A 26,698-nucleotide genomic window follows, 5' to 3' on the forward strand; every position below is an offset into this window, starting at 1 on the left:
GAGCAGCAAGCCCGGCAGAACGCTGGTTTCTCTGCTCCAGAGTGCCGGTTACTGCTACTACTTTAAATCTTTTAGGCGGGTTTTACCTGCCAAAAACGAACCTTTTTTGTGCCAGAAGTTGCGCCCGGTGCTTGTGCAGACACGGACATCCATATTATGTTTTTCATAACAGAGTCAATAAGCTTGCCTGCTTGGGTTCACATCAGACCGAAAGGGGGATCGCGATGAAAATCAAATACCAGCACAGGGACCCGCAGTTTCATTTGTTTATTTCCACTAATAATACCTATCCTCTTCATCTGCATAAAAACGTTGAAATCGCGATGGTCCTGTCCGGCAACATCCATGTCCACATCGATCAAAAGGAGTACGTCCTGTCTGAAGGGGACATGGCGATCATTTTTCCCAATCAGCCGCACGACTATCGAACGGCAGACCACAGCCGGATCCTGCTGATCTTCTTCGACGCTTCGTTCCCGGGGGATTATACGGGGGATCTGCTTCATCATGTTCCGGATTACCCGGTGATCCCCAGGCATCCGGTCGTTTCCGGCACCGTGACCAGCTTGTACAAGCTGTATCACGAACCAGGCGACAGCCGTTTGCTCAAGGCGTACATTTCCGTGTTATTAGGGCATGTGCTGCCGCTTTTGTCCCTGAAAAAGGTGGATTATACGAAAGACATGGATCTCTTTCAAAAAATCCTCGCTTATATCGACCTTCATTTTTTGGAGCCTATTAACTTGGAAGCACTTTCAAGGGATCTCGGAATCAGCAAGTTTCTCATTTCGCGGATTTTCTCCGAGCAGTTTCACGTCTCGTTCCGCGATTATATCAACGGCCAGCGGGCAGCCTACGCCCACATGCTGCTCCTGTCCACCGCCGATCCGGTCACCGAGATCGCGTTTGACTCCGGATTCAACAGCCTGCGTTCGTTTTACCGTGTATTCAAAAAGGAATACGGCATGACCCCCAACGAATTTCGCCGGAGCCTTCCGGAAGGAATGCCCAAGAATGAATCGGCTCAACGAGTGGAACATGTGGGAGATTAGACAGGGCAGAGCGACTCCCGCTACTTTTTAAAATACTGCACAAGTGTGATATACTGTTTATGATATAAACACTTTTGAATGCATGATGGCTTAGGACGACTAGGGGGTAGATCTGATGAGTAATGAAGAGTTGACACCGGAAGAAGCGGCAAAGATGCTTCCTGCCGGCGCGGCGCTGGGCTGGGGATTGGTGAAGCCGCCGCAGCGGGGTCCCAAGAGGGAGATGAGCATCGACCAGATCGTGTCGAAGGCAGTTGAAATCGCCGACCAAGACGGCCTCACCGCCGTCTCGATGAACCGGATTGCGTCGGCGCTCGGCTTTACGGCGATGTCTCTTTACCGCTATATCCCGAGCAAAGACGATCTGCTTATCCTCATGCAGGATGCGATTTGCGATATTCCGCTGCCTGCGGAGCGCCCATCGCATGAATGGCGGGAGAGTATGCGTGAGTATGTACGCGGAACGGTCGCTATTTTTCGGGAACATCCGTGGTATGGGGATGTCCCGATCCTCGGTATTCCCATCACGCCTAACCATTTGCGGATGGTCGAATGGGGGCTTCAACCGCTGCGGGACATGCCTCTGGACGATTTTGAAAAAATGTCCATTGTGCTTCTGCTGAGCGGCTACGCCCGTCATTTCGGGATGCTTCAGCGGGACATCGATCGAGCCGTTCAGGCCGGTTCGAGCGAGGAAGAGTTCAGCGGGATCAATTATTCGGCGGCACTTCGGATGCTGGTCAAGCCGGAACAATATCCGAACCTGTACCCGATCGTCATGTCCGGCGTTTATTCGGGCGAGAACGAGGCCGAAAACACCGTGGGCGATGATCTGGACTTCGGTCTGGAACGGATGCTGGACGGGATCGAACAATATTTGAATCGGAAAATGAGCGGCGGCACCAACCCATGATGCTGCCGCTCAACAATAAAAGGCTGCTTCCCAGGATGATTCCTGGAAGCAGCCTTTTATTCATTTCATAAGCGCTGAACTTAAGCAGCGGTATGAACGGCCTTCTTCTGGTCACGGAGCATGACGAGCGTGACTGCGGTGGCAAGCAGCAGGATGACGCCGGAGATGAGGCAGGTGGCATGCATGGCGGTGATAAAGGCTTCCCGGGAAGCCTTCATCACCTGCGCTGCGGCATCCGCCGGTAAATGCAGGGCGGCGGCCGATGCCCCGGCAATGGTCTGGCCGGCTGCCCGGGCCGCGTCCGGAGCGAGCCCCGAAGGCAGGAAGGGGGTGACCGCATGGCGGTAGATGGCCGCAAGGACGCAGCCGAGAAGCGCGATGCCGAATGCGCCCCCGAGCTCGTTGGACGTTTCGATGAGGCCGCCGACGGCTCCCGCACGGTCGGCCGGTGCCACGCCTACGACATAATCGGTGACGAGGGTCATGACGGAGACGATTCCCGCCGCGACCAATCCGGCTCCAACGAGCAAAATGACAAGCGGCGAGAAGCCATCCAGGCGGACCTGGGACAGTACGCCGAATCCAACTGCCGACAGGAGAAAGCCTCCGGCCATCACCCGCGGTCTCCCATAAATTTGTGACAGCTTACCGGCAATCGGTGCCGCTGCACCGACCACAACCGAAGGCGCCACGCTCCAGAGGGAAGCGACGAACGGGGAGTATCCAAGAACCGACTGAAGGAACTGTGTATTGATGAGTGAGCTGGCCATAAGCGTAAACGTAGCGATAAAGTTCACGAGGATCGAACCGCCGGTCCGCCGCTCCATCAGCGCACGGATATCGAGCAGTGGATTGGAGATGGTCAGCTGGCGCCGAACGAACAGGGCTCCGAGAAGCAAGCCTGCTGCGAGCAAAGCGGTGGGAAGAATCGCCCAGCCTTCTTCCGCAAGCGTCTTCACGCCGTAAGTCACGGGAAGGATCGCGGCGAGAGCGAGAATCGAGCTGAATACATCGACCTTGATTTTTGCCGTGCTGCGGGATTCTGGCAGCAAAAACGGTGCGATGATGAGCAGCAGCGCCATCGCGGGGATGTTGATGAGGAACACGGATCCCCAGGAGAAAGAATCCAGAAGCAGACCGCCGATAATCGGCCCGACGGTGACGCCGCCCGCCATAACGGCGCTCCAAATAGCCATCGCCTTCGTCCGCTGCGCCGGGTCCTGGAACATCGTGCGCACGAGCGCCAATGTCGACGGCATGAGGGTCGAACCCGCGATTCCCAGAATACCGCGGGCCAGGATCAGCGTTTCGGCCGACTGGGCGTACGCTGCGAACAAAGAACTAAGGGCGAATCCGACGGAACCGATCATCAGCAAGCGCCGGCGTCCGATCCGATCGCCGACGGCGCCCATCGTCAGGAGCAGACCGGCGAGAATGAAGCCGTAAACGTCGAAAATCCATAATTGCTGGGTGGCTGTCGGCAGTAAATCCGCGGCAATGGCGGGTGCGGCGAAGAACAGGACGGAAACGTCCATCGATACGACCATCAGGGGAAGACACAGGATGCAAAGCGCGATCCATTCTTTGCGGCCAGCTGGTTTGGCCGCTGTGGGGGTTGCAGTGCTCATTTTAAATCCATCTCCTTATTGTTTATTGTATAAACAGTATCTTTTGAAAACAGTATATTATATAAACAGTATATGGTCAACACAAAAAAACAGACTTTATTTTTGCGAAAGTACGGCGATCTGAATGAAAAAGGATTTATTTTAATTTCGGCCCCATTTTTCTAGGGTGAAATCCGGTATATAATGGGTTCAATTCGATTTCGAATTCGAGGTAATCGATCGAGTGATACGAGCGGAAGGAAGGTGGAGGGCATGACCGAATACGAAAAACCAACGGTGGATATTACTTTGGTCAAGGAGATTATCAGCGAACATCTGGGTCATGGAGCGGCAGAAATCACGCCGATGGAAGGCGGGAATTTAAGCCGCGTTTTTTCATTCAACCATGCAGGCAAAGGGTACGTGATCAAATTCAGTGACCTGGAGGGAGCGTACGCGGCGGAAATCTTCGTATCGGATCTGCTGTCCAATCAGGGCATACCGTTCCCACGATGTATCGGACATGGGAAAACGGGGGATCTGGAATATTCCATGATGGAGAGGATGGACGGCCGCAATTTGGCGGATTTTTCGGCTGAAGAGCAAAGACGCCGACTTCCGGAACTCATTCGGATTTTGACGCGCCTAAACCATATTGATCCGGGGACAACCCGTGGATACGGCTGGATCGGGCCGAGCGGGAACGGTGGATTCCCAACCTGGAAGGATTATTGGGAATCCGTCTATGCGGAGGAGCAAGCGGGCGGTTTCTGGGAGAACTGGTACGCCTTGTTCCATAACACCTGTTTGGAAAAAGAGGTATTCGATGAGATTTACAGCCGATTAAAGGCTTATTCACACTATAACGAGCCTCACCGTTATTTCATTCATGGGGATTTTCAACAGTGGAATATTTTGTCTGACGGCAGCCGAATTACGGGAATTCTGGATTGCAACTGCGCCTATGGCGACTTTCTTGTGGATCTGGCCACTCTGGATCGGCACATGGACGGGCAGAACGTCGTACAAGCTTATCAGGACCATCAAGAGCAAGCCGGAATCGTCATCCGCGATTTCACGGAGAGATTAAAGGGCGCCTATTACTTCAAAGGGCTGGACGGATTGCGCTTTTACGCCAAAATGGGGTGGAGAAACGCCTACGACCATACCCGCAATTTTCTTCTGGGTTTGGACAAATCATAGAGACCGCGCTTGGATCCAGAGAAAAAGTCATAACCACGGATCATGGCTATGACTTTTTTGAAGTACTAAGGAGCGGATACAAAGACAATAGGTCACTGTTGTTCTTTGGCAAGGATCCGGAATGTGATGCCGAATTGATCCGTCACATTACCGTATGCCGGACTGAAGAAGCTTGCTTGAAGCGGCGAATTCACTTGACCGCCTTGCTTCAAGGCTTCGAAATATCGGGCAGCTTGATCTTTGTCATCGGTTTGAACGACGATGGTCACCGGGGAGCCCTTCTGGTAACTGCTGCCGGTAACAAGGTCGGAAAACTGAAGCTGTGATTCACCGACGATCAAGACCGCAAAGGATATCCAGTCTTTTCTCTCCGGCGGCAGCGGGGATTCCGGGTTTTCCGGTAAATCGCCCAGCCGCTGAGTATAGACAACCTTGGCTTCCAGCGCTTTTACGTAAAAATCGATGGCCTCATTAGCGTTACCGTTCATTTCAAGAAAGGGGATTAGACTCGTGCTCACAACAATCATCTCCTACTAAATGTTTTTTTATCGGGATACCGGCGGGCTTATTTACTGGTTTGCGGGATTCCCTTCACTACCTATGTCGTTTGCCGATAGGGAAACGTGACCGGAACGGTAAAAACATTTTTATTCAGATTTCCGGTCACATCGACGTGCTTTCATACGACATATTAGTAACAAGGGAATGAAGGAAGGATTGGGGTACATGGACGATCACTACTGGCTTGCAGAACAATTCGAGGCGCACCGGAATCACCTCCAGGCGGTGGCTTACCGAATACTGGGATCACGGAATGAAGCGGATGATGCCGTACAGGAGTCATGGATACGCCTTAGCCGTTCCGATACGAGCGGAGTGGAAAATATCGGGGGGTGGATGACTACCATCGTCTCGAGGGTATGTTTGGATATGCTGCGAGCCCGTAAATCACGGCACGAGGATCTTGCGATAGATGGTGTACCTGAGCCGGTTACCCACTTCCGTGACGGAAGCGATCCGGAGTATGAAGTACTGATGGCCGATTCTGTGGGTCTCGCCATGCTTGTGGTGTTGGGAAAATTAAGTCCCGCCGAACGAATTGCGTTCGTGCTGCACGATATATTCGGCATGTCCTTCTCAGATATCGCTTCGATCCTGGGACGGAACGAGGCGGCAGCCAGAAAGCTTGCCAGCCGGGCACGTCAACGGGTGAAGGGGAGTGAATGGGCTTCGAGAGCGGAGGAGCTCAAGCGAACACGGGAGCTAGTGGATGCCTTCATTGCCGCGTCGCGCGCCGGGGATTTTGAAAGACTTCTCTCCGTCTTGGATCCGAATGTTGTGATTCGAAACGATCCGGCGTTTGCGCCGGCCGCAAACGCGCCAATTGTTCACGGTTCCCAAGCTGCGGCCAAGCAATTCGCCGGTCGTGCCCAAGGCGCACAGCCCGTGCTCGTGAACGGTTCGGTAGGCGTCGTCGTGGGCCCGCGTGATCAAATCATTTTCATACTCGTTTTTACGGTGGCGGAAGACAAGATCACCGAAATTGAAATGATTGCCGATCAAGCGCGCCTGAGCGAGCTCGACTTAGCGGACCTGAGCGATGGATAAGTTAAAAAGCACCGTCTGAAGCCATATGGCTTGCAGCAGGTGCCTTTTTTCGTGCCAAATCCAGGTCAGGTCAGCCGGTATACTCGGGCTTCATAGGGGCGCAGCTGAATCCGGCCTTCTCCCGCGTCAGGCGGGAGATCGTAATTGCAAATCAGCAATTCCCGTGGCATACCGCGAAGAGCTTCTGGCCATTCCAGGACAGGCGTATCATCAAAAAAGTTAAGGATGACCAGGATGGTGTCATGATCCAGCGTACGGGTGTACACATAGAGATCCGGATCCAATGGAAGCAGCAGTTTGTACTCTCCGTAGATCAACGCCTTATGGTTTTTGCGCAAGGCGAGCATCCGCTTATAGTAATGATAGATTGAATTCGGATCCTTCATCGCCGAAGCCACGTTCACTTCCTTATAATTAGGGTTGACCTTGATCCAGGGTTCGCCGGTCGTAAACCCGGCCTGCGGTCCGTCGTTCCACTGCATCGGAGTGCGGGCGTTATCCCGGCTCTTCGCCTGGATGGCCAGCATGGTCTGGTCGATCGGCTTGCCTTGAAGGTGGGATTGCTCGAAGTAATTCAGCGTCTCAACGTCCCGGTAATCACCGATGTTTTCAAAGGCTGCATTGGTCATCCCAATTTCCTCACCCTGATAAATGTATGGCGTTCCCTCAAGAGTGAGCATGAAGGTGGCCAGCATTTTGGCAGACGGGATGCGGTACTGCTTGTCATTCCCAAACCGGGAGACGGATCGCGGCTGATCATGATTGCCCAGGTAGTTCGCATTCCATCCCTGGTTATGCAGCGTGGTCTGCCACCGGCTCATAATTTTCTTAAGCTCCAGCAGCGTCCATGAACGGGATTCCCACTTGCCGGTGCCGTTTGAGGCGGAGTCCATCGTCATATGCTCAAACTGGAACACCATGTTGAGCTCATGACGTTTGTCACCAACATACTCCAGTGCCTGCTCCGGACCGAGTCCCGAGGTCTCCCCGACGGTCATGATATCGTAGTCCATCAGCACTTCCTCGTTCAGTTTTTTGAGCATCATATGGACTTTTTCCAGGTTGGAGAACAGCTGATAGGCCCGCACTACAGGCAGATGCTGCGGATTATCGGCGTCCGGCAGCCCTTTAGCCTTAACGATATGGGCGATGGCATCGAAGCGGAAGCCGTCTACTCCCTTGTGCAGCCACCACCGGATCATCTTGTACAGTTCATGAACCATTTCTTCGTTTCTCCAGTTCAGATCCGGCTGATGCTTGGAATACAGATGCATATAGTATTCGCCGGTCTCCTGATCCATCTCCCACACCGAGCCGCTGAAATAGGACTCCCAGTTGTTAGGGAACAAACCGTTGACCCCTTTGCGCCAAATATAAAAGCTTCGCTTGGAGTTATCGGCAGACGACCGTGATTCCTGAAACCAGGGATGCTGGTCGGAGGTATGGTTCAGCACTAGGTCCATCATCAATTTCAGTCCCCGGGCATGCGCTTCTTTCAAAAGCTCGTCGAAATCCTCCATCGTGCCGAATTCCGGATTGATCCCGTAATAATTGCTGATGTCATATCCATTGTCTTTGCCGGGAGACTCGTAAATCGGGCAGATCCAAATGACGTCGATCCCGAGGTCTTTTAAATAATCCAGCTTGGAAATGATTCCGCGAAGGTCGCCTTTGCCGTCTCCATCGGTGTCCTTGAAGCTGACGGGATAAATCTCGTACACGGCGGCCTCTTTCCACCAGGTTTGGTTCATTTGCGCATTCCTCCTGTCCGTGTATGAAATGGGTTGTTCGGGGAACTAACCATGCCCCCCTTGAAAAGCGGGGTATTTGGTCATCCCGCCGTCCGCAAACAGGGTAATGCCCGTAACATAACTGGATTCGGAGGAGGCCAGCCAGGCGGCCGCAGCAGCAATTTCCTCCGGTTTACCGATATACCCGAGCGGGATCAGCGCTTCGACGCTTGCCTTGGCAGCAGGGTCCGAAAATTTGGCCGCATTGATTGGTGTATCGATCGCGCCGGGACCGAGGCTGTTGACGCGGATTCCCTTCGGGGCGAACTCTAGCGCCAGCGTTTCGGTCATCATTTTGATCCCGCCCTTGCTCGCAGCATAATGCAGGAAATGGGGCCACGGAATCACCTCGTGCACGCTCGAGATGTTGATGATCCGTCCCTTGATCCGGTGTTCAAGCATGTAATCGATCGCCTCGCGGCAGCCGAGAAAAGCGCCGGTCAGGTTCACGTCAAGCACCTTTCTCCAGTCCTCCAGCGTCAGGTCTTCCGAGGGGACTTCGTTTTCGATGCCCGCGTTGTTGACCATGACGTCCAGCGAACCGAAATGCTCGTGGGCGGCGGCTACAAGCTTTTTGACATGCTCTTCGCGGGTCACATCGCCGTAGACGCCTATCGCTTTACCGCCGCTTTTTTCAATTTCCCGTATGATCGATTCCACTTCCTGCTCATCGCTGCGGTAGTTAATGACCACATTCATCTTTTCGCTCCCGAACCTCAGTGCCATGGCCCGTCCAATGCCGGAGGAAGCCCCGGTAATAATGGCTGTATTTTCTTCAAGATCTTTGTACAAAACCATTCCCTCCTGTCGTCCAAACGAAATGTCTACAATAGTATTTAACCGGATCGGACATTGTTCAACAGGGAGGATGATGACTTTCGCGGGACAAATAAAAAAGGCAGAGCAGCCGCTCAGCCTTTTTTTATCTCCCAATATCCGTTCGTGTTTTTATTAAAGAAAACCTTTAGCAGGGGTGGGGCAACTAATGTAGTTATGATCACCATGATCACTACAGAAGTGAAGTATTCAGGCAACAATAACCCAGCTTGAAGCCCGGTGGATGCCATGATTAACGCAACTTCTCCTCTGGAAATCATTCCGGATCCAATGGCCAATGAAGATGTAGTCTTGAATCCTGTGAGTCTTGCCCCGAGTCCGGCACCGATAAATTTAGTGAGTATTGCAGCAATGGTAAGAGCCGCCAAGAATCCCATTTGTGTTCCAACACCCTTGAAGGTGACATTTAACCCGATACTGACAAAAAACACAGGCACAAAGATGGAATAAGCTATGGGTTCAATTTTTGCTTCTACAGTATCTTTAAATTCGGTTTGGGATAATGCGATCCCCGCTGCAAAAGCCCCTATGATTCCAGCTATGCCCATAAGATCGGCGAAATAAGAAAAGGCAAAGCAGACAACCAGCGCCATGGATACGACCGGCTCGGTCACTTGCAATGTAGACAACCGTTTAAGGATGCGGGGAATCACTAGCCAACCGATGAATATAACCCCAGCAAAGAATATGAATTTCTTCCCAATCAAGACGCCGAGAGATACGTCCGTGCCTGTACCCAAAAAGCTCATCATTACAGCCAATAAGATGACGACGAGAACATCATCAACTACGGCTGCTCCAAGAATCGTAGTTCCTTCACGAGAACTTAACCGATCCATTTCCTTAAGGACTTGGACCGATATGCTAACGGATGTTGCGCTAAATACAACCCCCATAAACAAGGCGTAATTTTGAGCAAAACCAAATGCCTCTGCAACGGCATATCCACCGAAAAACGGTAATATGATTCCTCCAACAGCTACGGAGATGGCCGACTTCCAATTTTTCCGGAATTGGTCCAGGTCTGTTTCCAAACCGGCAATAAACATTAATAGCAAAACCCCAGTGGGCTGACTCAAAACAAAAAAGCGTCCTGACCATACAGGGCGCTCGTTCATTGGCGTCTACTTCCACTTTTTATATTCATTTGGCGTGACACCGACCACTTTTTTAAACAGCTTGTTGAAGTATGCGGGGTCCGCATAACCCACCTCCGCTCCGATTTTGTGCACCTTCATGTTCGGCTCGGTCCGCAAAAGGCGCTTGGCGTTTTTCAGACGCACGTCGGTGATATATTCGGTCAGGGTCAGGCCGGTCTCTTGTTTGAACAGCTTGCTGAGATAGCTGGGTGTCAGATACACCATGGCCGCCAGCGTGTTCAGCTCCGCATGCTCGCTGTAATGATCGGCGATCCAGCGCTTGACGATCTCGACGGCTTTGCCGCCCATCTCGCTGCGCAGCTCGTAGACTTGTTCCAGCGCAGCCCTGAACGCCTCCACAAACGATTCTTCTATATCGGAGAAGCTCATGCAGGTGCGCAGCTGCGCCTCCAGCCGGGCACGGGCTTCTTTATCCCGGATCTCCCTGTAATCATGCACTTCTCTCGATGCCGTGTCTTCCAACTGATTACAGACGCGGACGATCGTCTCTATGTCTGCACGCTGCGCCTTCAGCTGCTCAAAGCACTGCCGGACGCATTCAAGCACGCCTGGGATATGGAGGAGCTGAAGCTGCTCGGCAAGGCTGCTGCCATGAAGGACATCCTCGGCTTCCATGATGCCTCCGGCAGCTTCCCCGGCGTAACCGGCGGCATAAAACGGGACCGGATCCGCGTACAGGCCCAGGTCGCAGGCTTGCCTAGCTTCTTCATAGGAGGTTTTGAGCTCGGAAGCTCCGCTGTGGATGCGGCTGAATCCGATATGAACCGCCGTATCAACTTCGTTCCGTTCTCCGGCGCCGCCCAGCAGTCGGGCGATCCGGTCTAATTCCCCATAATCCGGAGCTTCCGAATAAAAAAACACCCAGGCCAGCATGCGCTCCTGGACCGAAATCCAGTCGCAGAAGAGCTCCGGGTGCTGCCGGATCCGCTCGGCTGCGGCTTCCAGCGATCCGCCTTTCTGCACGAACGTGGCGTAACAGGACAGTGGCAGATCGGTCTCCCCGGCAGGGTAGGGAAGAGGGGACTCGCTCAGAAAACAGGAATGAAGCAGCCGTTTTCGGCTCAAGGATTCCTTCTCGAGCGAAGACTGGTGCTCCTGGTCCAATTGGTACAGCAGCTCAAACAGCTGCTCTTTGTTGATCGGTTTGAGCAGATAGTCCACCGCGGAAGCACGGATTGCTTCCCTGGCATAGTTAAATTCGGTGAAGCCGCTCATCAGGATGGAACGGACATGCGGGCGGGTCAGCTTGAGCTGCTTGATCAGGCCCAGACCATCCACGACCGGCATCCGGATATCGGTAATAACCACGTCGGCTTCCAGGCCGGGAAGGTTATCCAGCACATCTTGGCCGTCCGGAAAATGCCCGACCACGCGGAAGAGGCTGCTTTCCTTTTCGATCATGCGCGACAGGCCTTCGCGAATCAGAATTTCATCGTCCACAATAACAATTCGAAGCATTGTTCTCTCCCGCCTTTGCTGTGGGATGTTTACTCATGGCCTTCATCGGGGAGCTCTTCCTGAATGCGTACAATCACCCGGGTCCCGTGCCCGGGCTCGCTCTCCACCTGAAGGCCGCAGGAGCCGCCGTAATGAAGCCGCACACGCTCGGCCACGTTATGCAGCCCGATGCCGAAGGCGCCGCCCGGATCGCCGTGCTTCAAGCTGCGGTTCAGCTGTTGGACGGTATCGGCATCCATGCCCACTCCGTCATCCCCGATCACGAAGACGACGTGTTCCTGTTCGCGCGAAGCGGTGATGGTGATGGTTCCGAGTCCGGGCTTGCGATCCAGCCCATGAAAGACCGAATTTTCCACAATCGGCTGGAACACCAGCTTCAGCACCGACAGGCCCAGGAATGGTTCGGGTACTTCCATGACGAGCCGGAACTTATCCGGGAAGCGGATGGCCAGCAGGTCGAAATAGTTTCGGACATGCTCAAGTTCCTGCCGGATGGTCACCGGATCTCCGCTGCGGACGATGGAGTACCTCATCTGATTTCCCAGCAGGTAGGTCAGCTTGGCGACGCGCGGATCGTCGTTGCTCTCGGCCAGCATGCGGATGGACTCGAGCGTATTGTAAATAAAATGAGGGTTGATCTGGCTCTGCAGCGCCCTCATGTCGGCGGTCTGCTTGCGTTTTTCCGTCAGCTTGATTTCGGTGAGCAGGTCCTTGATCCGGAGAATCATCCGGTTGAAATGGCTGCCCAGCATGCCGATCTCATCATTATATTTAGGCGATATCCAGACATCGAGGTTGCCGTGCTGGACCTTACGCATCAGCCGGACCATCGATTTAAGTGGTTTGGTCAAAGCGTGGGAGAAGAAGGTCGCGACGAACAGGGCGATCGCCAGCAGAATCAAGGTCGTGACCATCAGCGTCCGGCTGTTCTGCTGGACCTTGTACAAAATGTTGGACAGCGGAATCGTGACGGAAGTCGTCCATCCGGTCTGATCCGACGTGTAGAAGACGGTCAGGTAGCGGGTTCCGTGTATGGTCGATTCAAAATGTCCTTCCTTGTTCCCCTTTGCAGCCGTCAGCAGAGTGGTCAGCCGTTCCTGAACCGAATTCGCATCGCCGCTGGCGTACACCAGCTTCCCTTGTTCATCCATAATCAGCGAGCTGCCCTGGGTCACCCGGTCGACAGGCTCTACGATCCCTTGAAACAGGCGGATATCGATATCCAAAACGATGATGCCGAGATATTGGAGCGAACTGGCTGAGTTAATGGTCCGCAGCACGCTGATCACATCCATCGTACTGCTGCCGTTGACCGTGACAGGGTGGCGGCCTTCCAAGATTGGACGGGCTCCGCCGGCCTTGCTTAAGAGCTTTTTCCAGCCGGGGAGCTGATTTTCGGCCGACAGGTCGTTGATGTTCCCATTCTTGTCATAAAAAATATTATCGTATTGGTCAACAAGGTAGACGGCGAGCACATCTTTTTTGGTATGGCTCAAATAGCTGAGAAACATGCCCATGCTCTCGTTCTTGTTCCAGTCGGTGAGTTCCTGTCCGAGATAGTACTGCACGTCCTTATTGTACAGGGGGAGCGCCGTGTAGCGCTTTAGGTCGTCCACGTACCGGTCGATCGTATCGGAGGCGTTGTCGGCCATCTGCCCGGCGTTGTTGGTGGCGTTCTGCAGCACGGAATTGAATGTAGACCTCGCTGACAGGTAGCTGACATAAGTGATGGGCAGCGATAACAGAAAGACAAATACGAGAATGAGCTTTTTCTCCAGTGACAGATTGGCCAGAAAGAGCCATCCCCTGCGTATGACTCGCCCGATTGCAGTACTCATAACCGATAGTCCACTCCCTGATGCTTGTCTTATTTAACCGCTCCGCTGGTTACTCCTTCAAAGATATAACGCTGCAGGAAAAAGTACAATATGACCGTAGGCAGCAGGATGACTAGAATAGCGGCGCAAATCAGGTTCCAATCCGCCGTGTTGACGCCCTGGAACCGCATCAGTACGGTGGTGACGACGCCCAGGCTCTGCTTCGGCATGTACAAATACGGAATGTACATATCGTTATAAATGCTGATGGTCTTCAGGATGATGAGCGTTGCGGTCGCCGGCGTCAGCAGCGGAAAAATGATCGAACGGTAAATTTTGAACAGGGACGCCCCTTCCACCATGGCGCTTTCGTCAAGGTCATAAGGGATGTTGCGAATGAACTGCAGGTAAAGAATGATCTGGATGACGTCGGCTCCGATGTACAGGACGATCGGCGCACCCATCGTATTGTATAGACCGAGGCTTTTGATAATGCCGAATGTGGCGACCTGCGTCGTGATGCTCGGGATGATGGTAGCGACAAGGTATGCCCCGAACACGATCGGTTTCAGTTTAAAATCGAACCGGCCGAGGACGTACGCGACCATAGTGCCGAACAGGATGTTGAGCGCGAGCGAAACCACGATAATGATCAGAATGTTGCCGAACCCGCTGAGCAGGCCGCCGCGCTCGAATACGACCTGGAAATTTTCGAAATTGAAAAAGTTATGCGGCAGCGCCATCGAGCTGCTGCTGTTAAATTCATCCCTGGATTTGAACGCGTTGATGATGACGACATAGGGAGGGAATAGGACGACGAATACCCCGATCAGCAGGGTCAAGTATTTCACCAGGTCCTGAATCCGGAATTTGGACGAATGCATTATTTACTTCCTCCTCTGCTGAGCACAAGCTGCTGAACGGCCAATACGATGACCACGAAGAACAATAAAATGACGCTCATGGCCGAGGCCAGTCCATAGTTGTTGTATGCGAAGGCGGTTTCCACCACGCGCTGCACGTAGGTCTGGCTCGCTCCCGCGGGTCCGCCCTTGGTCAGCACGAACGGAAGGTCGAACACTTCGAGCGCGCCCGTCACGGTCAGGAACAGGTTGAGCTGAATGACCGGCTTCATGTTCGGCAGCGTAATTTTCCACAATGTTTGCCAGGAGCCGGCACCGTCGATTTTCGCCGCTTCGTAAATATCCTTCGGAATGGCCTGCAGCGAAGCGATGTAAATGACCATGTTGTAACCCATAAAGCGCCACAGTCCGGTGGAGGCCAGCGCATAGTTGACAAGCCCTTCGGTTCCGAGCCAGCTCGTTTCCCCAAGGTGCTTCAGTCCAAGGCTGGAGAGGAACAAGTTAAGCGAGCCGTTGGTCGTGTCAAATACGTATCCGAACATAAAAGCGACCGCCACGCCGTTCATGATGTAAGGCAGAAACAGCAGAATCCGGAACACGTTCCGCCCGCGCAGCCGGCTGTTCAGGACGACCGCAAAGTAAATGGCGATGATGTTCTGAACGATCCCCATCGCGAAATAAGCGAAGTTGTGCTCGAACACTTTAAAAATATCCGGGTTGGAGAACACCTCCCGGTAATTGTTCAGGCCGACCCAAGGCTTCTCCGGGCTGTAGCCGTCCCAGTTCGTAAAGCTGTAATAGATCAGCTTGATGGCCGGGTAATAGGTGAAGGTGGCTAGTAGAATCAAAGGAATCAGTAGAAAGGAGACGATGATGATCGTCTTCTGTTTGCGGTACGAGAGCGTTCCGAACATGCTATACCTTCTTTCTCAAGCTTATAGGCGTTTCTTGGATGCAAGCCGACAGCAAAGCGGATTACCTCCTTTAGGCGGATAATCCACTTTGCCGGGCTGTTTCTGTATAAGGGCTTTATTTGCCGAGGTCTTTCTTGGCTTTGGCCCACGCCTTGTTCCATTTATCCAGGACGCTTTGCGGATCCTTGGCAAGCACGAATTCTTGAACCATGGCCGGCAAGTCGATCTGTGCCTTATTCAGGATGTCGGTAACCGTCGCGTCGTCCGGCGTGCCTTCCTGGAGCTCAACACCGGTAGCCTGGAAGTCTTTCAGCTGGGCCAGCTTGGATTCACGGTCTATCAGCGGCGGAATGAATCCGGCGAAATCTTCGTAACCGGAGTCCTCAAGCATCCATTTCACGAAAGCCTTGGCGGCTTCAACGTTTTTGCTGTTCTTGGATACGGCGTAAAAGAAGTCCGGGCTGAGGGCTGCTCGCAGCGTTCCGGAGTTGTCATATGGAAGCGGGAAGAAGCCGATGCTGTCTGCGGTCGTTCCGGCTCCGATGACCTGGTTGATGACCCAGTTGCCAAGGAAGTACATGGCGAACTTGCCGGAGGCGACGTCTTTCTTGGACTGCTCCCAGTTGGTGGAGTTGATGTCCTTCTCCAGGTAGCCTTGTTCGTTCAATTCGCGGATCAGGCTGAACGCCTTGCCGTAACCGTTGTCCATCGTGAACGGGGCATCCGTGTTCAGCTTCGTGTTCGGGAAGTCGGGATTGTTCTCGATCAGCCGCGGCAGGTCATACACCCAGTTGTTCAGCGGCCATTTATCTTTGAAGTTGGAAGCGAGCGGCACGATGCCTTTTTGCTTCAGCTTTTCACAGGCAGCCAGGAACTCGTCCCAAGTTTTTGGGATTTCCGTGATGCCGGCGTCGGCGAACGCCTTCTTGTTGTATACGATCCCGGATGTGGCGTTGCCATCCGAAAGGCCGTAGACTTTTCCATCGTACGATTTGAAGTCTTTAAACGTAATCTTGTCGTCCAGCCCGAGATCGTCGAGCGGAGCAAAATATTTCGGCAGGTCGGAGTTTGGAATGGTAGGGATAAACATGACGTCCGGAAGCTCATCGCCGGCCATTCTGACTTTGGCCTGCTGGTTGTAATCGGTTTGTGCGCCTTCGAATTCGACTTTGATATTCGGGTATTTTTCGTTAAAGCGCTTTAAATAATCGTCATACTCTTTGCCGATCATATCGGTCCGGTTGGTCAAAAAGGTGATTTTGCCCGACAGCTCGGAGCCGCTTCCGGCAGATCCGCCGGACGAATTACCGGCTGCTGTATCCGTGCCGCTTCCGCTGCCGGTCGTATCGTCGCTGCCGCCGCTTGATCCGCAGGCGGACAGGGACATGGACAGCATCAGGATCATAACAAATCCTAACAAAGTAAAGGACTTCTTTTTCATTTCTACTCTCCCCATTTCGAATATGTTAGCGTTTGCATGGATAATTATAGCGTTTTGAATGCGCTATTTAAATGTACTCATTTGTTATTTATTGTCTTCTATTATACTAATTGCAATAAAAAATAGTGATTTTATTATAACAAAACAATAACAAAATTATGGGGAGTGGGAAAAAGAGCAGAGACTGCTGAAGAGAGGGAGAGGAGAATAGCATTATTTTGCTGTACAAGAAGGGTGAGGAGAAGCGGAGGGACTAATGCGCATATAAGTTCGGAAGACGAAGATGAGGGGTGGGATTTTAGCGCTGGTTCGCGGTTGCGCCGCCGGATCGATGTGTGAGCTTGGCATGAGCAAAAGAGCAATAGAGCAAAAGCGCAAAAGAGCAAAAAGAAGAAAGGAGCCGTCCCTAGGCGGGACAGCCCCTTTAAAGATATAAGAGAGTATAAGCTTTGGAGGCTGAGCTTCCTTATATCGCCAGAAAGACTTCTGTTACATGCCTTCCGGGCGCATGCGGCATACGACAAACGGATCGTGAAGCGCCCGGATGGCCGCCGCAAGCTCGTCTTCCGGCAGCGCCGGCTCCGAGCTGACATGGTATTGAAATTCGTAGAAGCCGCCGAGCGTCGCTTTGAAATTGGTCTCCCAATAGTTGGTCATCAGCCAGGCGTACGACTCAGGCTTCTCGTCCTCCGCTTGCTGGGTATGGAGGCGTCTTGTGCCGTACTCCAGCGGGCCCCACTGCATCAGCGGCGTATCCGGCGAAGCCAGCAGAAGCGAGCTTCGGTCATCCTGCCAGGCAATGCCTTCCTGGATGCAGGCATAATCGAGGCATGTTCCCGGAATCTGGTCCTTCCACGGACGCACCAGGCCTCCCGGTTTATCCGCATACAGCGTATCCCGCGAGGTGTCGCCGCTTGTAAAAGGAAGCGAAAGGTAGACGTTCTCCGGGCTCCAGACGCTGTCTTTATGGAAGCGCGCCGACACGTCGACCCGGTTCCGGTTGGCATGGACCCGCAGGAACAAGGCGAAGTAGGACAGGCCGTTCAGCTGATAAGTGATTTCCACCGTGGCATAGAGCGGTCCGGTCTCCAAGGTACGGACTGATGCTACGCGCCCGGCAGAGCGCTCGGCATGGAGCCCTTTGCGGTTGCGTCCCATCCGGGCCCGGGTACTCCAAACCTGGGAGGCATCCGTCTCATCCGCCGGCCGGGTGACTTCATAGATCGGAGTGAACGCTCCGTATGGATTGCCGCTGCGCAGCATTTCGGCGTTCAGTTCCTTGTTGAACCAGGAATGGATGCCGCTATCGGACCAGGCTAGACGGACGAACGGGGATTCCAGGCCGGTCCGGGTAATGCGGATCGGCGGATGGCCGGCAGAGCCGGAAGCCCCCTGGACGAGGTCGTCCATGTCGTACACCTGATCGGCTCCGATCAGACGGGTGTTGGACGTCGTCGTACCCTGCTGCCGTCCCTGAGCCAGCGGGCGCAGAACCAGGAAGCAGGTTTCCTGCGCCTGCAGCTTGAGCTCGGTGACGATGGTGTGCGGTTGGGCGGACTGCTGCGGGAGCACCTCGCCGGTATCCTCCCGCACGACTTCGACGCCTTCGCGCAGGGCGCCGGGTTCCCAGCCGTCCAGCTGAAGCGTGACGAGCTCCGTCACTTCCCGTCCGGACAGATTGCTGACCCGGAACCGGTACGGCCGGTCCGGATACAGCGTGGCGCTGCCCTGCTGCAGCAGCACCTTGTCCAAGGCGCGGTAGGCCAGGCGGCTCGCTTCGGCGGCGTGCGCCTGCTTGCGCACCTCCAGCAGCTGGACGTTTTTATGCCACGGCTCATAAATGGAGGAATGGTAGCCCCAGGTATGCTCGGCATACAGCGCCAGCGCCTGCTCCGCCTCATCAATCTCGGCCCGGCTCAACGCGCTTGCTTCAGGGTCCAGCTTGACCGCCTTGCGGAGCGTCCGCTGGGCATCCCGGAAAATCTGGGTATGCATCGGCGTGGAGCTGACGCCGTCCGTCCACCAGTCCGGCCAGTCTCCCCGGTGAACGGGCAGGGCGGTCAGATCTTCCTGCTTCAGGCGTTCAAAAAAGCCGCTCAGGCTGGTCATTTCGATCGTAATCAAGTCGCCGTGCTGCTCGTTCCAGGCCTGGATCCATTCGATGATCCGGCTGTTCGGCGCGCCGTTGTCGGTCCCAAGGCCGGACAGCATCACCGGCACGAACGCATACGGGTACTGCTCGGCTTCCAGCTGCGCCAAGTACCGACGGATGCGGACCGTGGAGATGGCGTCATGAATCGCTTCCGGTTCCACCAGCTGGTGGTTGAACTCGTCACGGATCATGTATTTGCCGAGCGCTCCAGGGCACAGACCGAGCTCATTGCCGATCATATAATGCTCTCCGTTCCAAACCAGAAGGCGGCGGCCGTCACGCGTTTCCCACCAGAAAGGAGCCTGCTTGCGGCCCAGCGCGTACATGCCGTGATGCGTGTGAATGCAGCTAAACAAATGCTCGATATTATGGTTCAGCAGGCTGTCGGCATACCCCCAGCCGTATCCATTGATATCCGCGGTCATGGCGCTGTCCACGCGGCTGCCGATGGAGGCGGCGTAGGCTTGGGCTTTGCTGTGAAGGCTGCTGAGGAGCTGTTCGTCCGGCAGCTCCGTCATGTTGAGATAAGTGCCGGACAGCTCGAGATCGCCGCGCAGCACAGCCTCGGCGAATGACTTTTGTTCCTCGGGCGAAGCCGTCTTCAGAAACTGCTCCACCGCCCAGAACGTTTCGCAGGTCCAGCGGAAACCTTTCCATTCGGGTTTGACGCCTTCATGAGCGGCATTCGCGATGCGCAGCGCCTGGCGGATAAAATCGACATGGTACTGCTCGATCTTCTCCTGACGTTCCGTATAGCCAAGGTCGGTGTGGGAGTGGTGAATGGCGTAAATCGTCCACTTGCGGGCGGGCAGCGGCGCGTCGGCCTGCTGTAACTGTTGTTCTAATGTCATCGTATTTCCTCCTTCAGGGGAGCGTTGTATTGTGGTGGGCACACCGTCCATCTTCGTTTGCTTGGCGGAGACAGGCGGGGCCTCTAATTCCTTCGAAAGCCTTCCATAGTAAGCCGATTTAGGGAAAAAGAACCCGTATTAGCCAAACAGCATGTCGGCTCCGTAAAAGACCTGCCGCAGCAGATCGTCTTCATACAGGACGGGCGGCCGAACCGGCTGCAGCGCCTCCGCCAGGGAAGCGCCGAAGAGCGGCAGGCTTTTGGCGATCTGGCCGCCCAGGATCAGGCGGTCCGGCCGAAAAGCGGTGGCATACGGGCGCAGCATCCGCCCGAGCCGCTCGCCATAGGCGCGCCAGACCTGAAGGGCGGCGGACTCGCCGCGGGCGGCCGCAGCGGCAAGGTCGATGACATCATCACCTTGCCGCCGGGCCTGGAGCGCGTCCGCCAGCGCCAGCACGCCGCGCCTGCCGAACTGGCCGTCGACCGGCGCGCCCTCGAACGTCTCGGCATACAGCATGCCGCTGGCGGGCACGCCGTCCGAGCCGCTTACCGCCCGGCCCCGGTCCATGAAGACCGATCCGAGGCCGGTGCCCAAGGTCAGGCACAGCAGCCGCTCGCCGGGGTAGCGCTTGGCGGCGCCCATGCCGAACAGGACGGCATCGTTGCCGAAGGCCATGTCCGCATTCGCGAGCGTCTGCATCCAGGGGTCGCTGCCCGGCAGCCAGGCGCGGCGGCGAAGCTCTTTCTTCAGCAGGTCGCCCACCGGCAGACCGTACAGCTGTTCATATTTGCTGAGCCCCCGGATGCGGCTGATGCCGCGTTCATAATCGAAGGGACCCGGGAAAGCCGTCCCGATGCGAAACGTCACGCCGTGCTCTGTGGTGCCGCTTCCGCTCATATATGCCCCGGCAAGCCGGATGATCAGGCTGGCGAAATGCGCGATGAAGCTTTCGGCATCCGCTTCCGAGCGTGAAGGCTGCTCGAGATACGGCTCGGGCAAAAGGACCCCGTTCTCCAGCACGCCGCCTTTCATGAAGGTTCCGCCGGCGTCTATGGCCACGGTCACGACCGTCTGGGCAGGTGCTTTGCCGGAGTGGCTGCTCATGCCCGTTCACCGGGCTTCCAGCGGTGCGGTAGGAGCGGCGTATTCCAGCCAGGCGAAACCTGGGCACGGATTAAGGTGCAGGGCCCTGGGCCAATCGGCTCGAGCCGGTAGCCGCCGATCGAGGCGGGAACGATGTAGGCCTCTGCATACCCCCACTCCACGGCGGCTTCCTCATCGTGTTCCGGGATCAGGCGGACGCGCTGCCCCTCGACCAGGTTGTACATGACAAACCCGTCTCCGGTATGATCCTCCCATGGACCGTCCAGACGCAGCCGCTTGACTTGGAACAGCAGGTCGTCCCGCTCGCCGAGCAGTTCCTCGGTGCTGTTCCCTTGCACACGGCTGATCTTCGGCTTCGCGATCAGATGCTCCTGGACGTACGCGGTGTCAAAACCGTCGATCATGTTCTGCTCCGCATGGTCCCGGTTGATCGGCCGGGGCCGGCCGTCCTGGTCGAGCCGGAGGTGATCGTAAATTTTAAAGGTAAACCACCAGGTGGTGGACGATATTTCGAGCACGAGATTGTCCCTGCCGGAAAAATGGACGGCGCCCGGTGGTATCAGAAAAAGATCCCCTTTGCGGGATTCCCATACGTTGACATACTGCCCGATGTCGAGCGGCTGCCGCGTTTCATGGGCATGATCTACCGCCTGAAGCAGGTCGCTGCCGCCCGTTCCCTCCTGAAAGCCCAGCGCAACGATGGGGGAGGACCCCGGCTTTTGCTCCATGATGTAATACGATTCCTGCTGCGTCATCGTTTCGTTGAACGTCCGCTCGATGTAGGCCTGCTGCGGATGCACCTGCAGCGACAGGTTGTCGCCGTCGATCGTATCCAGGTAGTCGAAGCGGATCGGAAAATAATCTCCGAACAGCTCCACATTGCGTTTGCCCATGATTTCCTCCGGATGGGAGGTGAGCAGGAGCGGAAACGGCACTTCGATGACGTTGCCGCCTGCTTCGATCAGGAGCGTATTCTCAGGGGCGATCGGTTCGAATGCCCAGGCGCAGTTACGCCAATCCTCGGGCAGACCGCACAGCTCCTTCAAGTACTGCCCGCCCCAAATGCCGGGCGCGAAAAACGGCTTGACCCGAAACGGGCGGTTGGCGGCTGCGGCCAGCAGCAGCCTGAGCGCCGGGAGGGTAGCCCAGGCCGGCGATTCCGGCTGATTCATATCGATGTACACATCGTAATCATACAAATGCAGATTCCGGTAATTTTCCCACACCGGCCATTCCAGGAACAGGGCCTGCTTGTACGACTCGACGGGATCGGCGCTTTCGCCGAGGCCGAGGCTGCCCATGCCCATCCGGTGAAGCTTCTGCTGATACTCCCTGGACAGGTCGCAATAGACGGAAACATCCGGGGAGGGACATAGGAAGAGCGCTCCAGGACCGGCGGTTACGACCATCGGAACAGGAGTTTCACCGGCTTCGACCGCTGCGCTCAAGTTTCTCAGCTTCTGCTGAACGTCCTGAAGCCACCTTTCCTTGGCTCCCTCCTGAAAATAGCTGTCTTCCGTAACGTCGGCGGCGATTCTGCCAAATGCGCGGTTGTCGGTCAGGTAGGGCTGAAACTGCCGCAGAAGATCCTCCGGTTTATTCATGTAACGGGATGTGTCGATTCCGATCCAGGGAATGTCCTTCTCCTCGCAATAAGCGCGGAGACGGTTCACCCAGCGGCTGTACTGAGCTCCGTTCGCCGCATCGATCGCGACGACAAAAGCCTCGCCATCGTGATTTTTGTACATGGCGGTCAACCGGGTCATCAAGGAGTCATATTCTTTGGCGAACCCGTCCAGGAGAAGATCCGGTTCCGCGAGGTTGTGAACGGAAACGGAATTGACGGGTAATGGATTAAAGGATGGGGGTGTTGTTGCAGTCATGATGCTTCCTCCCTCTTGTCAGTCGTTATGTGTAACATTGTAAGACGAGGGAGGGGAAGCGTCTTTAAACGATCCAGAACAGCTTTTGTACAATCAGGACATGTTCGGCGGGAAACGCTCTTTGCCCGAACGTCCGTCGGTGAATTGGGAACGCCTGAATTTCGCGGGGGACACGCCGAGCCGGCGGGTAAATATCCGTGTGAAATAATGGACCGACTGAAAGCCGCAGTGCGAAGCGATTTCCTTAACAGGCAGGTCACCCTGAAGCAGCAGCTGGGAAGCCCGGCGTACCCGGCGTTCCTGTATATAGTGGACGAACGATTGGTTCAGGTTGGCCTGAAACAACCTCGTTAAGTGGCGGGACGAAATATGCAGGTGCCCGGCAACCGAGGCGAGCGTCAGCTCTTCGCCCAGGTTGTCGTCAATGAACAGCTTGGCCTGCCGGAACAAAGAGTTTTCCTCGGGCGTTTCCACATGCGAGCCGGCTTCCGGCATATCCTGCTGCTGTGTTCCGTGCAGAGACAGGATGGACAGCATCAGCGACATGGAGACGTGGCTGAGTACCGGCAGAGGGGCGGGTTTCGAACTTTGAAACATGGAGATGAGCGCATCCCAAAGATACCCGGCGGGCTGCTCGTCTGCGCCATCCACCACCGGCTGCCCATGCTCCGCCAAGTGCCGGTAAGCCTCCAGGTATTTGTTTCCGGTGTGCTTTTCATCCACCTCGAAGGCGGCATAGACGAGCGTAAGACCGGTATCGCTTTGGATCTGGTGCCAGACGCCGGGCAGGGACAGGAAGGCGGTGCCTTTCTTCAGCGGGTATTCTTTGCCTCGTTCGATATATGCGCCTTCGCCGTCCACAACGTAACAGGCCTCAAAGAAGGAGTGACGATGCTTGGAATTGTCGTAGTGCGTGGGCATAAATCCCCAGTACATGATAGCGATGGACAGGTCGGCTTCCTCCAGCCGGGGCAGTTCGCGGTTGCAGACTTGATTGGCCCGGCGAAAAACGGATTGGATCGTCATGGCAGGCGTGTCTCCTTTGGAATGATGGGTGAGCTGTGCAGAGTGACTACGTAAGGATGCGGGTAGTACAGTATAGGCGATAGTTCACGGTAATCTCGTCTAAATGCCATTCTAGAACATTCCGTTCCCAAAAGACAGTTGGGGGCCAAGGGGAATTAACCAGAGCGATGGTTACGGGAACCTGTCGTCTTCGAAGATCCGGGTTAACGGTAGTATCATATCAAGATACCGGTTTGGACTGCCGGGGGAAGGTTTTTTTAAAGGGCGAGCGATCGTCACCGCGGATCGGGACCTGCAAGGATGTCTGAGCCGCCTGTTTGTGCTAAACTGTGGATTGTATTTAAGAAATATTGACATACGACAATAAGTTTAATATATTTTTAGGGGGACTAAATAAATGTCGCACTCATTTCAAGATAGTATCGGATACTGGATCAAACAAATTTTCCGGGAGACCGGCAGGCTTTACGATCAGCGTCTGGCCCAATATGGCATTACCACTTCGCAGGTCGGGGTGCTTGTCCAGCTGTGGAACGTCGGCGATGGGCTGACCCAGAAAGAGCTGCATGAGCGGCTTCGGATTCGCCCGGCTTCGCTGACCAACCTGCTGGATCCGCTGGTTAAGGGAGGATGGGTTGTCCGTAAACAGGATGCGGAGGATGCTAGGGTGAAGCGTATATTTCTTACGGACGCCGGCCGGTCGCTGGAGCAGGTTTGCGGTGGTATCGTGGAAGACATCGAAGAGCGAATTCAACAGCAGCTGACCCCGGAGGAGAGCGCTTTGATGCTCGTTTGGCTGAGGAAGATCCACCGCGGCGTCATGGAAGGAGGAGAGAGTCAGGGGAAAGACTTGCACCCGTTATTTATGGAGAATGACCCGGAATAAGCGGTGGTAAGCGTAAACACGGCGGTTGCCACCAAGGACTGCCTGCTGGAAGCGTCGGAGAATCAGGGATGCAAGCGGCATCCGTGATTTGTGGCGTTTTTCTTTTTAGTTATATATTTAGGTTAGCTAAATGTTTTGCTAACTAAACAAAAGTGCACTTTATTTTACATTTACAAGGGAGAGATCGGAATGGAACTGGGACTTAGGGACAAGGTAGTCGTCATAACCGGAAGCTCGAGCGGAATCGGAGCGGCGACGGCCGAAAAATTCGGTATGGAAGGAGCCAAGGTCGCCGTAACGTATGCAAGCGGGCGGGAAGCGGCTGAGCATACGGCGCAGAAAATCAGAAGCAATGGAGCAGAGGCCATTGTAGTCCATTATGATTTAACGGACGACCGTTCCATGGATGAAGCCGTAAAGCGGATCGTCGAGACGTGGGGAGGCATTCAGGTACTCGTAAATAATGCCGTCCTGTGGGGAGACCGCAGCGTCATGGGCCTTGCCTTTGAAAATACGGATGCGGGCGGTTGGAGACGAATCATTCGCGCAAATCTCGAGGGCTATTACTACACCATTCAGAAGGTGCTGCCATTTATGCGGACATCCGGCTGGGGAAGGATCATCAACATCTCTTCGGAGCTGGCTGAGGACGGCATGGCTGGAGGCGGGGCATATACAGCGGCCAAGGCCGGCCTGCATGGTTTGACGGCAACGCTGTCCAAAGAGCTGGGACCCGCCGGAATCCTGACGAATGTAGTGATGCCGGGTTGGACGATGACGGAGAAAGCTCTGGCGACCTTCCCGGCGGAGATGATCGAGAAGGAGCGGGAGAACGTGCCGACTCGCAGATACAGTGTGCCTGAGGATATCGCGAACCTGGTCGTCTTTCTCGGTTCCGAGGCGAACGGGAATATCAACGGGGAACGGATTCGGGTTACGGGAGGAAAATAAAAGGGAAAGGCTGATGAAAGATCTTCAGCCCTTCCGCTGCTGCCGGTACTGCCTGGGGGTGAGGCCGGTCTTTTGCTTGAACAGCCGGTGAAAAAACTTCAAATCGCTGTACCCGGCCCGGGCGGCGATTTCGCTCACGCTGCCGTCGCTTTCGATCAGCATACGGCAGGCGGCGCCCATACGGATTCCCTGCAAGTAGGCGGTGAAGCTCATCCCCGTCTGGCGGACAAACAGCCGGCTGAAGTGCCTCGGGCTGAGATTGGCCTGCGCCGCCAGCTCGCCCAGCCGCAAATCGGAGGCAAAGTGACGCTCCATATAAGCGATCGACTCGTCGATCGTCAGCGAGCCTTGGCGCCTGAGGGCGGGCGGATCCAGCTGCAGCCGGTGCCGGTACAGGCCGGTCAGCACCCGCACGAGCAGCGAGGTCAGCAGCAGCAGCCAGCCCGGGCTTCGGCCGGCATATTCCCGGTACAGTTCGCGAAATAAAGCGTGGTATTCGCCGCTCTGATCTTTGATTTCCAGCCAAGGCATATCCGGATCCAGAAAGGCGGCGAACACCACCCGATCGCGCGGGAAGGCGGCTTCAAGCTCCCGGAGATAATCGGCCGGAAAGATGCAGTTGTACACGACCAGCTGCCGGTCTTTCCGAAGGGTCTTCGGACGGAACACGTGCGAAAGTCCGATCGGAATGAGAAACAGGCTGCCCTGCTCGGCCGGCCAGGCTTCCCCGCCGATATAATGGACGCCTGACCCTTCGCTGACATAAGTCAGCTCCATGAATTCGTGCGAGTGTTCCAGCATATCGAACGATTCGGACACGCGGTTGACGTAGAAGGGCACCCCCGGCTCAAAAAAGCTGTCCATGCGCAGCAAGGCTTGGCTTCGTTTTATGCTCACATGCCTTCTCCCCTTGAAGGTGGATTTTCGAAAAATGTACCTTTGCTCCTATCCTAGGGGAACATTCGAGATATGTCCAGATCAGCCTATATTTTCGTCCGGATCACCGCCTGTATCGCTGAGCAGCCTTTTCTATAATATTAGAAAGTATAAACTCCAGAGCCATGGCTTCCTGATATTGCAAGAAAAATCACCTTTAAACGCGGTCTGTCTTCTTTGAAGGTACGTCGATTGACGTTTTTCTTATAATATCAGAAAGTATAAACTCCAGAGCCATGGCTTCCT

At 55.0% G+C, this 26,698-nt stretch carries 21 protein-coding genes; 6 read left to right on the forward strand and 15 right to left on the reverse strand.

Annotation, left to right across the window (positions count from 1 at the left end):
• The first annotated feature begins 224 nt into the window (after nt 1-224).
• Together CJP46_RS13475 and CJP46_RS13480 are read left to right on the forward strand one after the other, a co-directional pair.
• Entirely contained in the window at nt 225-1,052 is an 828-nt protein-coding gene (locus tag CJP46_RS13475; protein ID WP_179281152.1) for an AraC family transcriptional regulator, read from the forward strand.
• Between the two features lie 115 nt (nt 1,053-1,167).
• The gene (locus CJP46_RS13480; RefSeq protein WP_094596076.1) at nt 1,168-1,965 is read left to right on the forward strand and encodes a TetR/AcrR family transcriptional regulator; all 798 of its coding nucleotides are present in this window, start codon (nt 1,168-1,170) and stop codon (nt 1,963-1,965) included.
• Between the two features lie 80 nt (nt 1,966-2,045).
• Here CJP46_RS13480 and CJP46_RS13485 read toward each other — a convergent pair whose 3' ends face one another.
• Nucleotides 2,046-3,593: an MFS transporter gene (locus tag CJP46_RS13485; RefSeq protein WP_094596077.1), complete on the reverse strand. Its 1,548-nt coding sequence runs from the start codon at nt 3,591-3,593 to the stop codon at nt 2,046-2,048.
• A gap of 252 nt (nt 3,594-3,845) precedes the next feature.
• On the opposite strand from CJP46_RS13485, the gene CJP46_RS13490 reads away from it, so the two are divergent.
• Nucleotides 3,846-4,775, forward strand: coding sequence for a phosphotransferase family protein (locus CJP46_RS13490; RefSeq protein WP_179281153.1), 930 nt, complete (start codon nt 3,846-3,848; stop codon nt 4,773-4,775).
• A 92-nt stretch (nt 4,776-4,867) separates the two neighbouring features.
• Here the strand turns inward: CJP46_RS13490 and CJP46_RS13495 are convergent, their stop codons facing one another.
• A complete protein-coding gene (locus CJP46_RS13495) occupies nt 4,868-5,293 on the reverse strand; it encodes a VOC family protein (protein WP_094596079.1) in 426 nt (141 codons plus the stop codon).
• 208 nt (nt 5,294-5,501) lie between these two features.
• On the opposite strand from CJP46_RS13495, the gene CJP46_RS13500 reads away from it, so the two are divergent.
• Complete coding sequence (locus tag CJP46_RS13500) at nt 5,502-6,383, forward strand: sigma-70 family RNA polymerase sigma factor (RefSeq protein WP_094596080.1); 882 nt, start codon at nt 5,502-5,504, stop codon at nt 6,381-6,383.
• Between the two features lie 65 nt (nt 6,384-6,448).
• On the opposite strand, the gene CJP46_RS13505 is transcribed toward CJP46_RS13500, so the two are convergent.
• The 12 genes from CJP46_RS13505 to CJP46_RS13560 form a co-directional block, all read right to left on the reverse strand.
• Nucleotides 6,449-8,134, reverse strand: a complete 1,686-nt coding sequence (locus tag CJP46_RS13505; protein ID WP_094596081.1) for a glycoside hydrolase family 13 protein — start codon at nt 8,132-8,134, stop codon at nt 6,449-6,451.
• A gap of 45 nt (nt 8,135-8,179) precedes the next feature.
• On the reverse strand, nt 8,180-8,965 hold the full coding sequence (locus CJP46_RS13510; protein WP_094596082.1) for a glucose-1-dehydrogenase: 786 nt from the start codon (nt 8,963-8,965) through the stop codon (nt 8,180-8,182).
• Between the two features lie 119 nt (nt 8,966-9,084).
• The gene (locus CJP46_RS13515) at nt 9,085-10,128 is read right to left on the reverse strand and encodes a cation:proton antiporter (RefSeq protein ID WP_094596083.1); all 1,044 of its coding nucleotides are present in this window, start codon (nt 10,126-10,128) and stop codon (nt 9,085-9,087) included.
• A 6-nt stretch (nt 10,129-10,134) separates the two neighbouring features.
• Complete coding sequence (locus CJP46_RS13520) at nt 10,135-11,628, reverse strand: response regulator (RefSeq protein WP_094596084.1); 1,494 nt, start codon at nt 11,626-11,628, stop codon at nt 10,135-10,137.
• Nucleotides 11,629-11,657: 29 nt separating this feature from the next.
• The gene (locus tag CJP46_RS13525) at nt 11,658-13,466 is read right to left on the reverse strand and encodes a cache domain-containing sensor histidine kinase (protein WP_094596085.1); all 1,809 of its coding nucleotides are present in this window, start codon (nt 13,464-13,466) and stop codon (nt 11,658-11,660) included.
• A gap of 29 nt (nt 13,467-13,495) precedes the next feature.
• Entirely contained in the window at nt 13,496-14,329 is an 834-nt protein-coding gene (locus CJP46_RS13530; RefSeq protein ID WP_094596086.1) for a carbohydrate ABC transporter permease, read from the reverse strand.
• Complete coding sequence (locus CJP46_RS13535) at nt 14,329-15,222, reverse strand: carbohydrate ABC transporter permease (RefSeq protein WP_094596087.1); 894 nt, start codon at nt 15,220-15,222, stop codon at nt 14,329-14,331. Before CJP46_RS13535 ends, CJP46_RS13530 begins: the two co-directional genes overlap by 1 nt.
• A 115-nt stretch (nt 15,223-15,337) precedes the next feature.
• Entirely contained in the window at nt 15,338-16,663 is a 1,326-nt protein-coding gene (locus CJP46_RS13540) for an ABC transporter substrate-binding protein (RefSeq protein ID WP_094596088.1), read from the reverse strand.
• A 489-nt stretch (nt 16,664-17,152) separates the two neighbouring features.
• Complete coding sequence (locus CJP46_RS13545; RefSeq protein WP_094596089.1) at nt 17,153-19,666, reverse strand: glycoside hydrolase family 38 N-terminal domain-containing protein; 2,514 nt, start codon at nt 19,664-19,666, stop codon at nt 17,153-17,155.
• 138 nt (nt 19,667-19,804) lie between these two features.
• Nucleotides 19,805-20,770: an ROK family protein gene (locus CJP46_RS13550; protein WP_094596090.1), complete on the reverse strand. Its 966-nt coding sequence runs from the start codon at nt 20,768-20,770 to the stop codon at nt 19,805-19,807.
• Nucleotides 20,767-22,653, reverse strand: coding sequence for a class I mannose-6-phosphate isomerase (locus CJP46_RS13555; protein ID WP_094596091.1), 1,887 nt, complete (start codon nt 22,651-22,653; stop codon nt 20,767-20,769). Before CJP46_RS13555 ends, CJP46_RS13550 begins: the two co-directional genes overlap by 4 nt.
• Nucleotides 22,654-22,746: 93 nt before the next feature.
• Nucleotides 22,747-23,679 (reverse strand): AraC family transcriptional regulator, encoded by a 933-nt coding sequence (locus CJP46_RS13560; protein ID WP_094596092.1) that lies wholly within the window; start codon nt 23,677-23,679, stop codon nt 22,747-22,749.
• Between the two features lie 397 nt (nt 23,680-24,076).
• On the opposite strand from CJP46_RS13560, the gene CJP46_RS13565 reads away from it, so the two are divergent.
• Both CJP46_RS13565 and CJP46_RS13570 read left to right on the forward strand, forming a co-directional pair.
• The gene (locus CJP46_RS13565; protein WP_094596093.1) at nt 24,077-24,565 is read left to right on the forward strand and encodes a MarR family winged helix-turn-helix transcriptional regulator; all 489 of its coding nucleotides are present in this window, start codon (nt 24,077-24,079) and stop codon (nt 24,563-24,565) included.
• A gap of 189 nt (nt 24,566-24,754) precedes the next feature.
• Entirely contained in the window at nt 24,755-25,516 is a 762-nt protein-coding gene (locus CJP46_RS13570) for an SDR family NAD(P)-dependent oxidoreductase (RefSeq protein WP_094596094.1), read from the forward strand.
• Between the two features lie 24 nt (nt 25,517-25,540).
• On the opposite strand, the gene CJP46_RS13575 is transcribed toward CJP46_RS13570, so the two are convergent.
• A complete protein-coding gene (locus CJP46_RS13575; RefSeq protein ID WP_094596095.1) occupies nt 25,541-26,413 on the reverse strand; it encodes an AraC family transcriptional regulator in 873 nt (290 codons plus the stop codon).
• Between the last annotated feature and the right edge of the window lie 285 nt (nt 26,414-26,698).

The sequence above is a fragment of the Paenibacillus sp. XY044 genome (genome assembly GCF_002257645.1).
Classification (GTDB): Bacteria; Bacillota; Bacilli; order Paenibacillales; family Paenibacillaceae; genus Paenibacillus_AQ.

Excerpts from the sequence above, each read along its gene's own strand:
- CJP46_RS13550 (WP_094596090.1), bottom strand. The coding sequence starts at position 20,770 with ATGAGCAGCCACTCCGGCAAAGCACCTGCCCAGACGGTCGTGACCGTG.
- CJP46_RS13535 (WP_094596087.1), bottom strand. The coding sequence starts at position 15,222 with ATGTTCGGAACGCTCTCGTACCGCAAACAGAAGACGATCATCATCGTC.
- CJP46_RS13475 (WP_179281152.1), top strand. The coding sequence starts at position 225 with ATGAAAATCAAATACCAGCACAGGGACCCGCAGTTTCATTTGTTTATT.
- CJP46_RS13485 (WP_094596077.1), bottom strand. The coding sequence starts at position 3,593 with ATGAGCACTGCAACCCCCACAGCGGCCAAACCAGCTGGCCGCAAAGAA.
- CJP46_RS13480 (WP_094596076.1), top strand. The coding sequence starts at position 1,168 with ATGAGTAATGAAGAGTTGACACCGGAAGAAGCGGCAAAGATGCTTCCT.
- CJP46_RS13525 (WP_094596085.1), bottom strand. The coding sequence starts at position 13,466 with ATGAGTACTGCAATCGGGCGAGTCATACGCAGGGGATGGCTCTTTCTG.
- CJP46_RS13570 (WP_094596094.1), top strand. The coding sequence starts at position 24,755 with ATGGAACTGGGACTTAGGGACAAGGTAGTCGTCATAACCGGAAGCTCG.
- CJP46_RS13560 (WP_094596092.1), bottom strand. The coding sequence starts at position 23,679 with ATGACGATCCAATCCGTTTTTCGCCGGGCCAATCAAGTCTGCAACCGC.
- CJP46_RS13545 (WP_094596089.1), bottom strand. The coding sequence starts at position 19,666 with ATGACATTAGAACAACAGTTACAGCAGGCCGACGCGCCGCTGCCCGCC.
- CJP46_RS13490 (WP_179281153.1), top strand. The coding sequence starts at position 3,846 with ATGACCGAATACGAAAAACCAACGGTGGATATTACTTTGGTCAAGGAG.
- CJP46_RS13505 (WP_094596081.1), bottom strand. The coding sequence starts at position 8,134 with ATGAACCAAACCTGGTGGAAAGAGGCCGCCGTGTACGAGATTTATCCC.
- CJP46_RS13540 (WP_094596088.1), bottom strand. The coding sequence starts at position 16,663 with ATGAAAAAGAAGTCCTTTACTTTGTTAGGATTTGTTATGATCCTGATG.
- CJP46_RS13555 (WP_094596091.1), bottom strand. The coding sequence starts at position 22,653 with ATGACTGCAACAACACCCCCATCCTTTAATCCATTACCCGTCAATTCC.
- CJP46_RS13500 (WP_094596080.1), top strand. The coding sequence starts at position 5,502 with ATGGACGATCACTACTGGCTTGCAGAACAATTCGAGGCGCACCGGAAT.
- CJP46_RS13530 (WP_094596086.1), bottom strand. The coding sequence starts at position 14,329 with ATGCATTCGTCCAAATTCCGGATTCAGGACCTGGTGAAATACTTGACC.
- CJP46_RS13520 (WP_094596084.1), bottom strand. The coding sequence starts at position 11,628 with ATGCTTCGAATTGTTATTGTGGACGATGAAATTCTGATTCGCGAAGGC.
- CJP46_RS13515 (WP_094596083.1), bottom strand. The coding sequence starts at position 10,128 with ATGAACGAGCGCCCTGTATGGTCAGGACGCTTTTTTGTTTTGAGTCAG.
- CJP46_RS13565 (WP_094596093.1), top strand. The coding sequence starts at position 24,077 with ATGTCGCACTCATTTCAAGATAGTATCGGATACTGGATCAAACAAATT.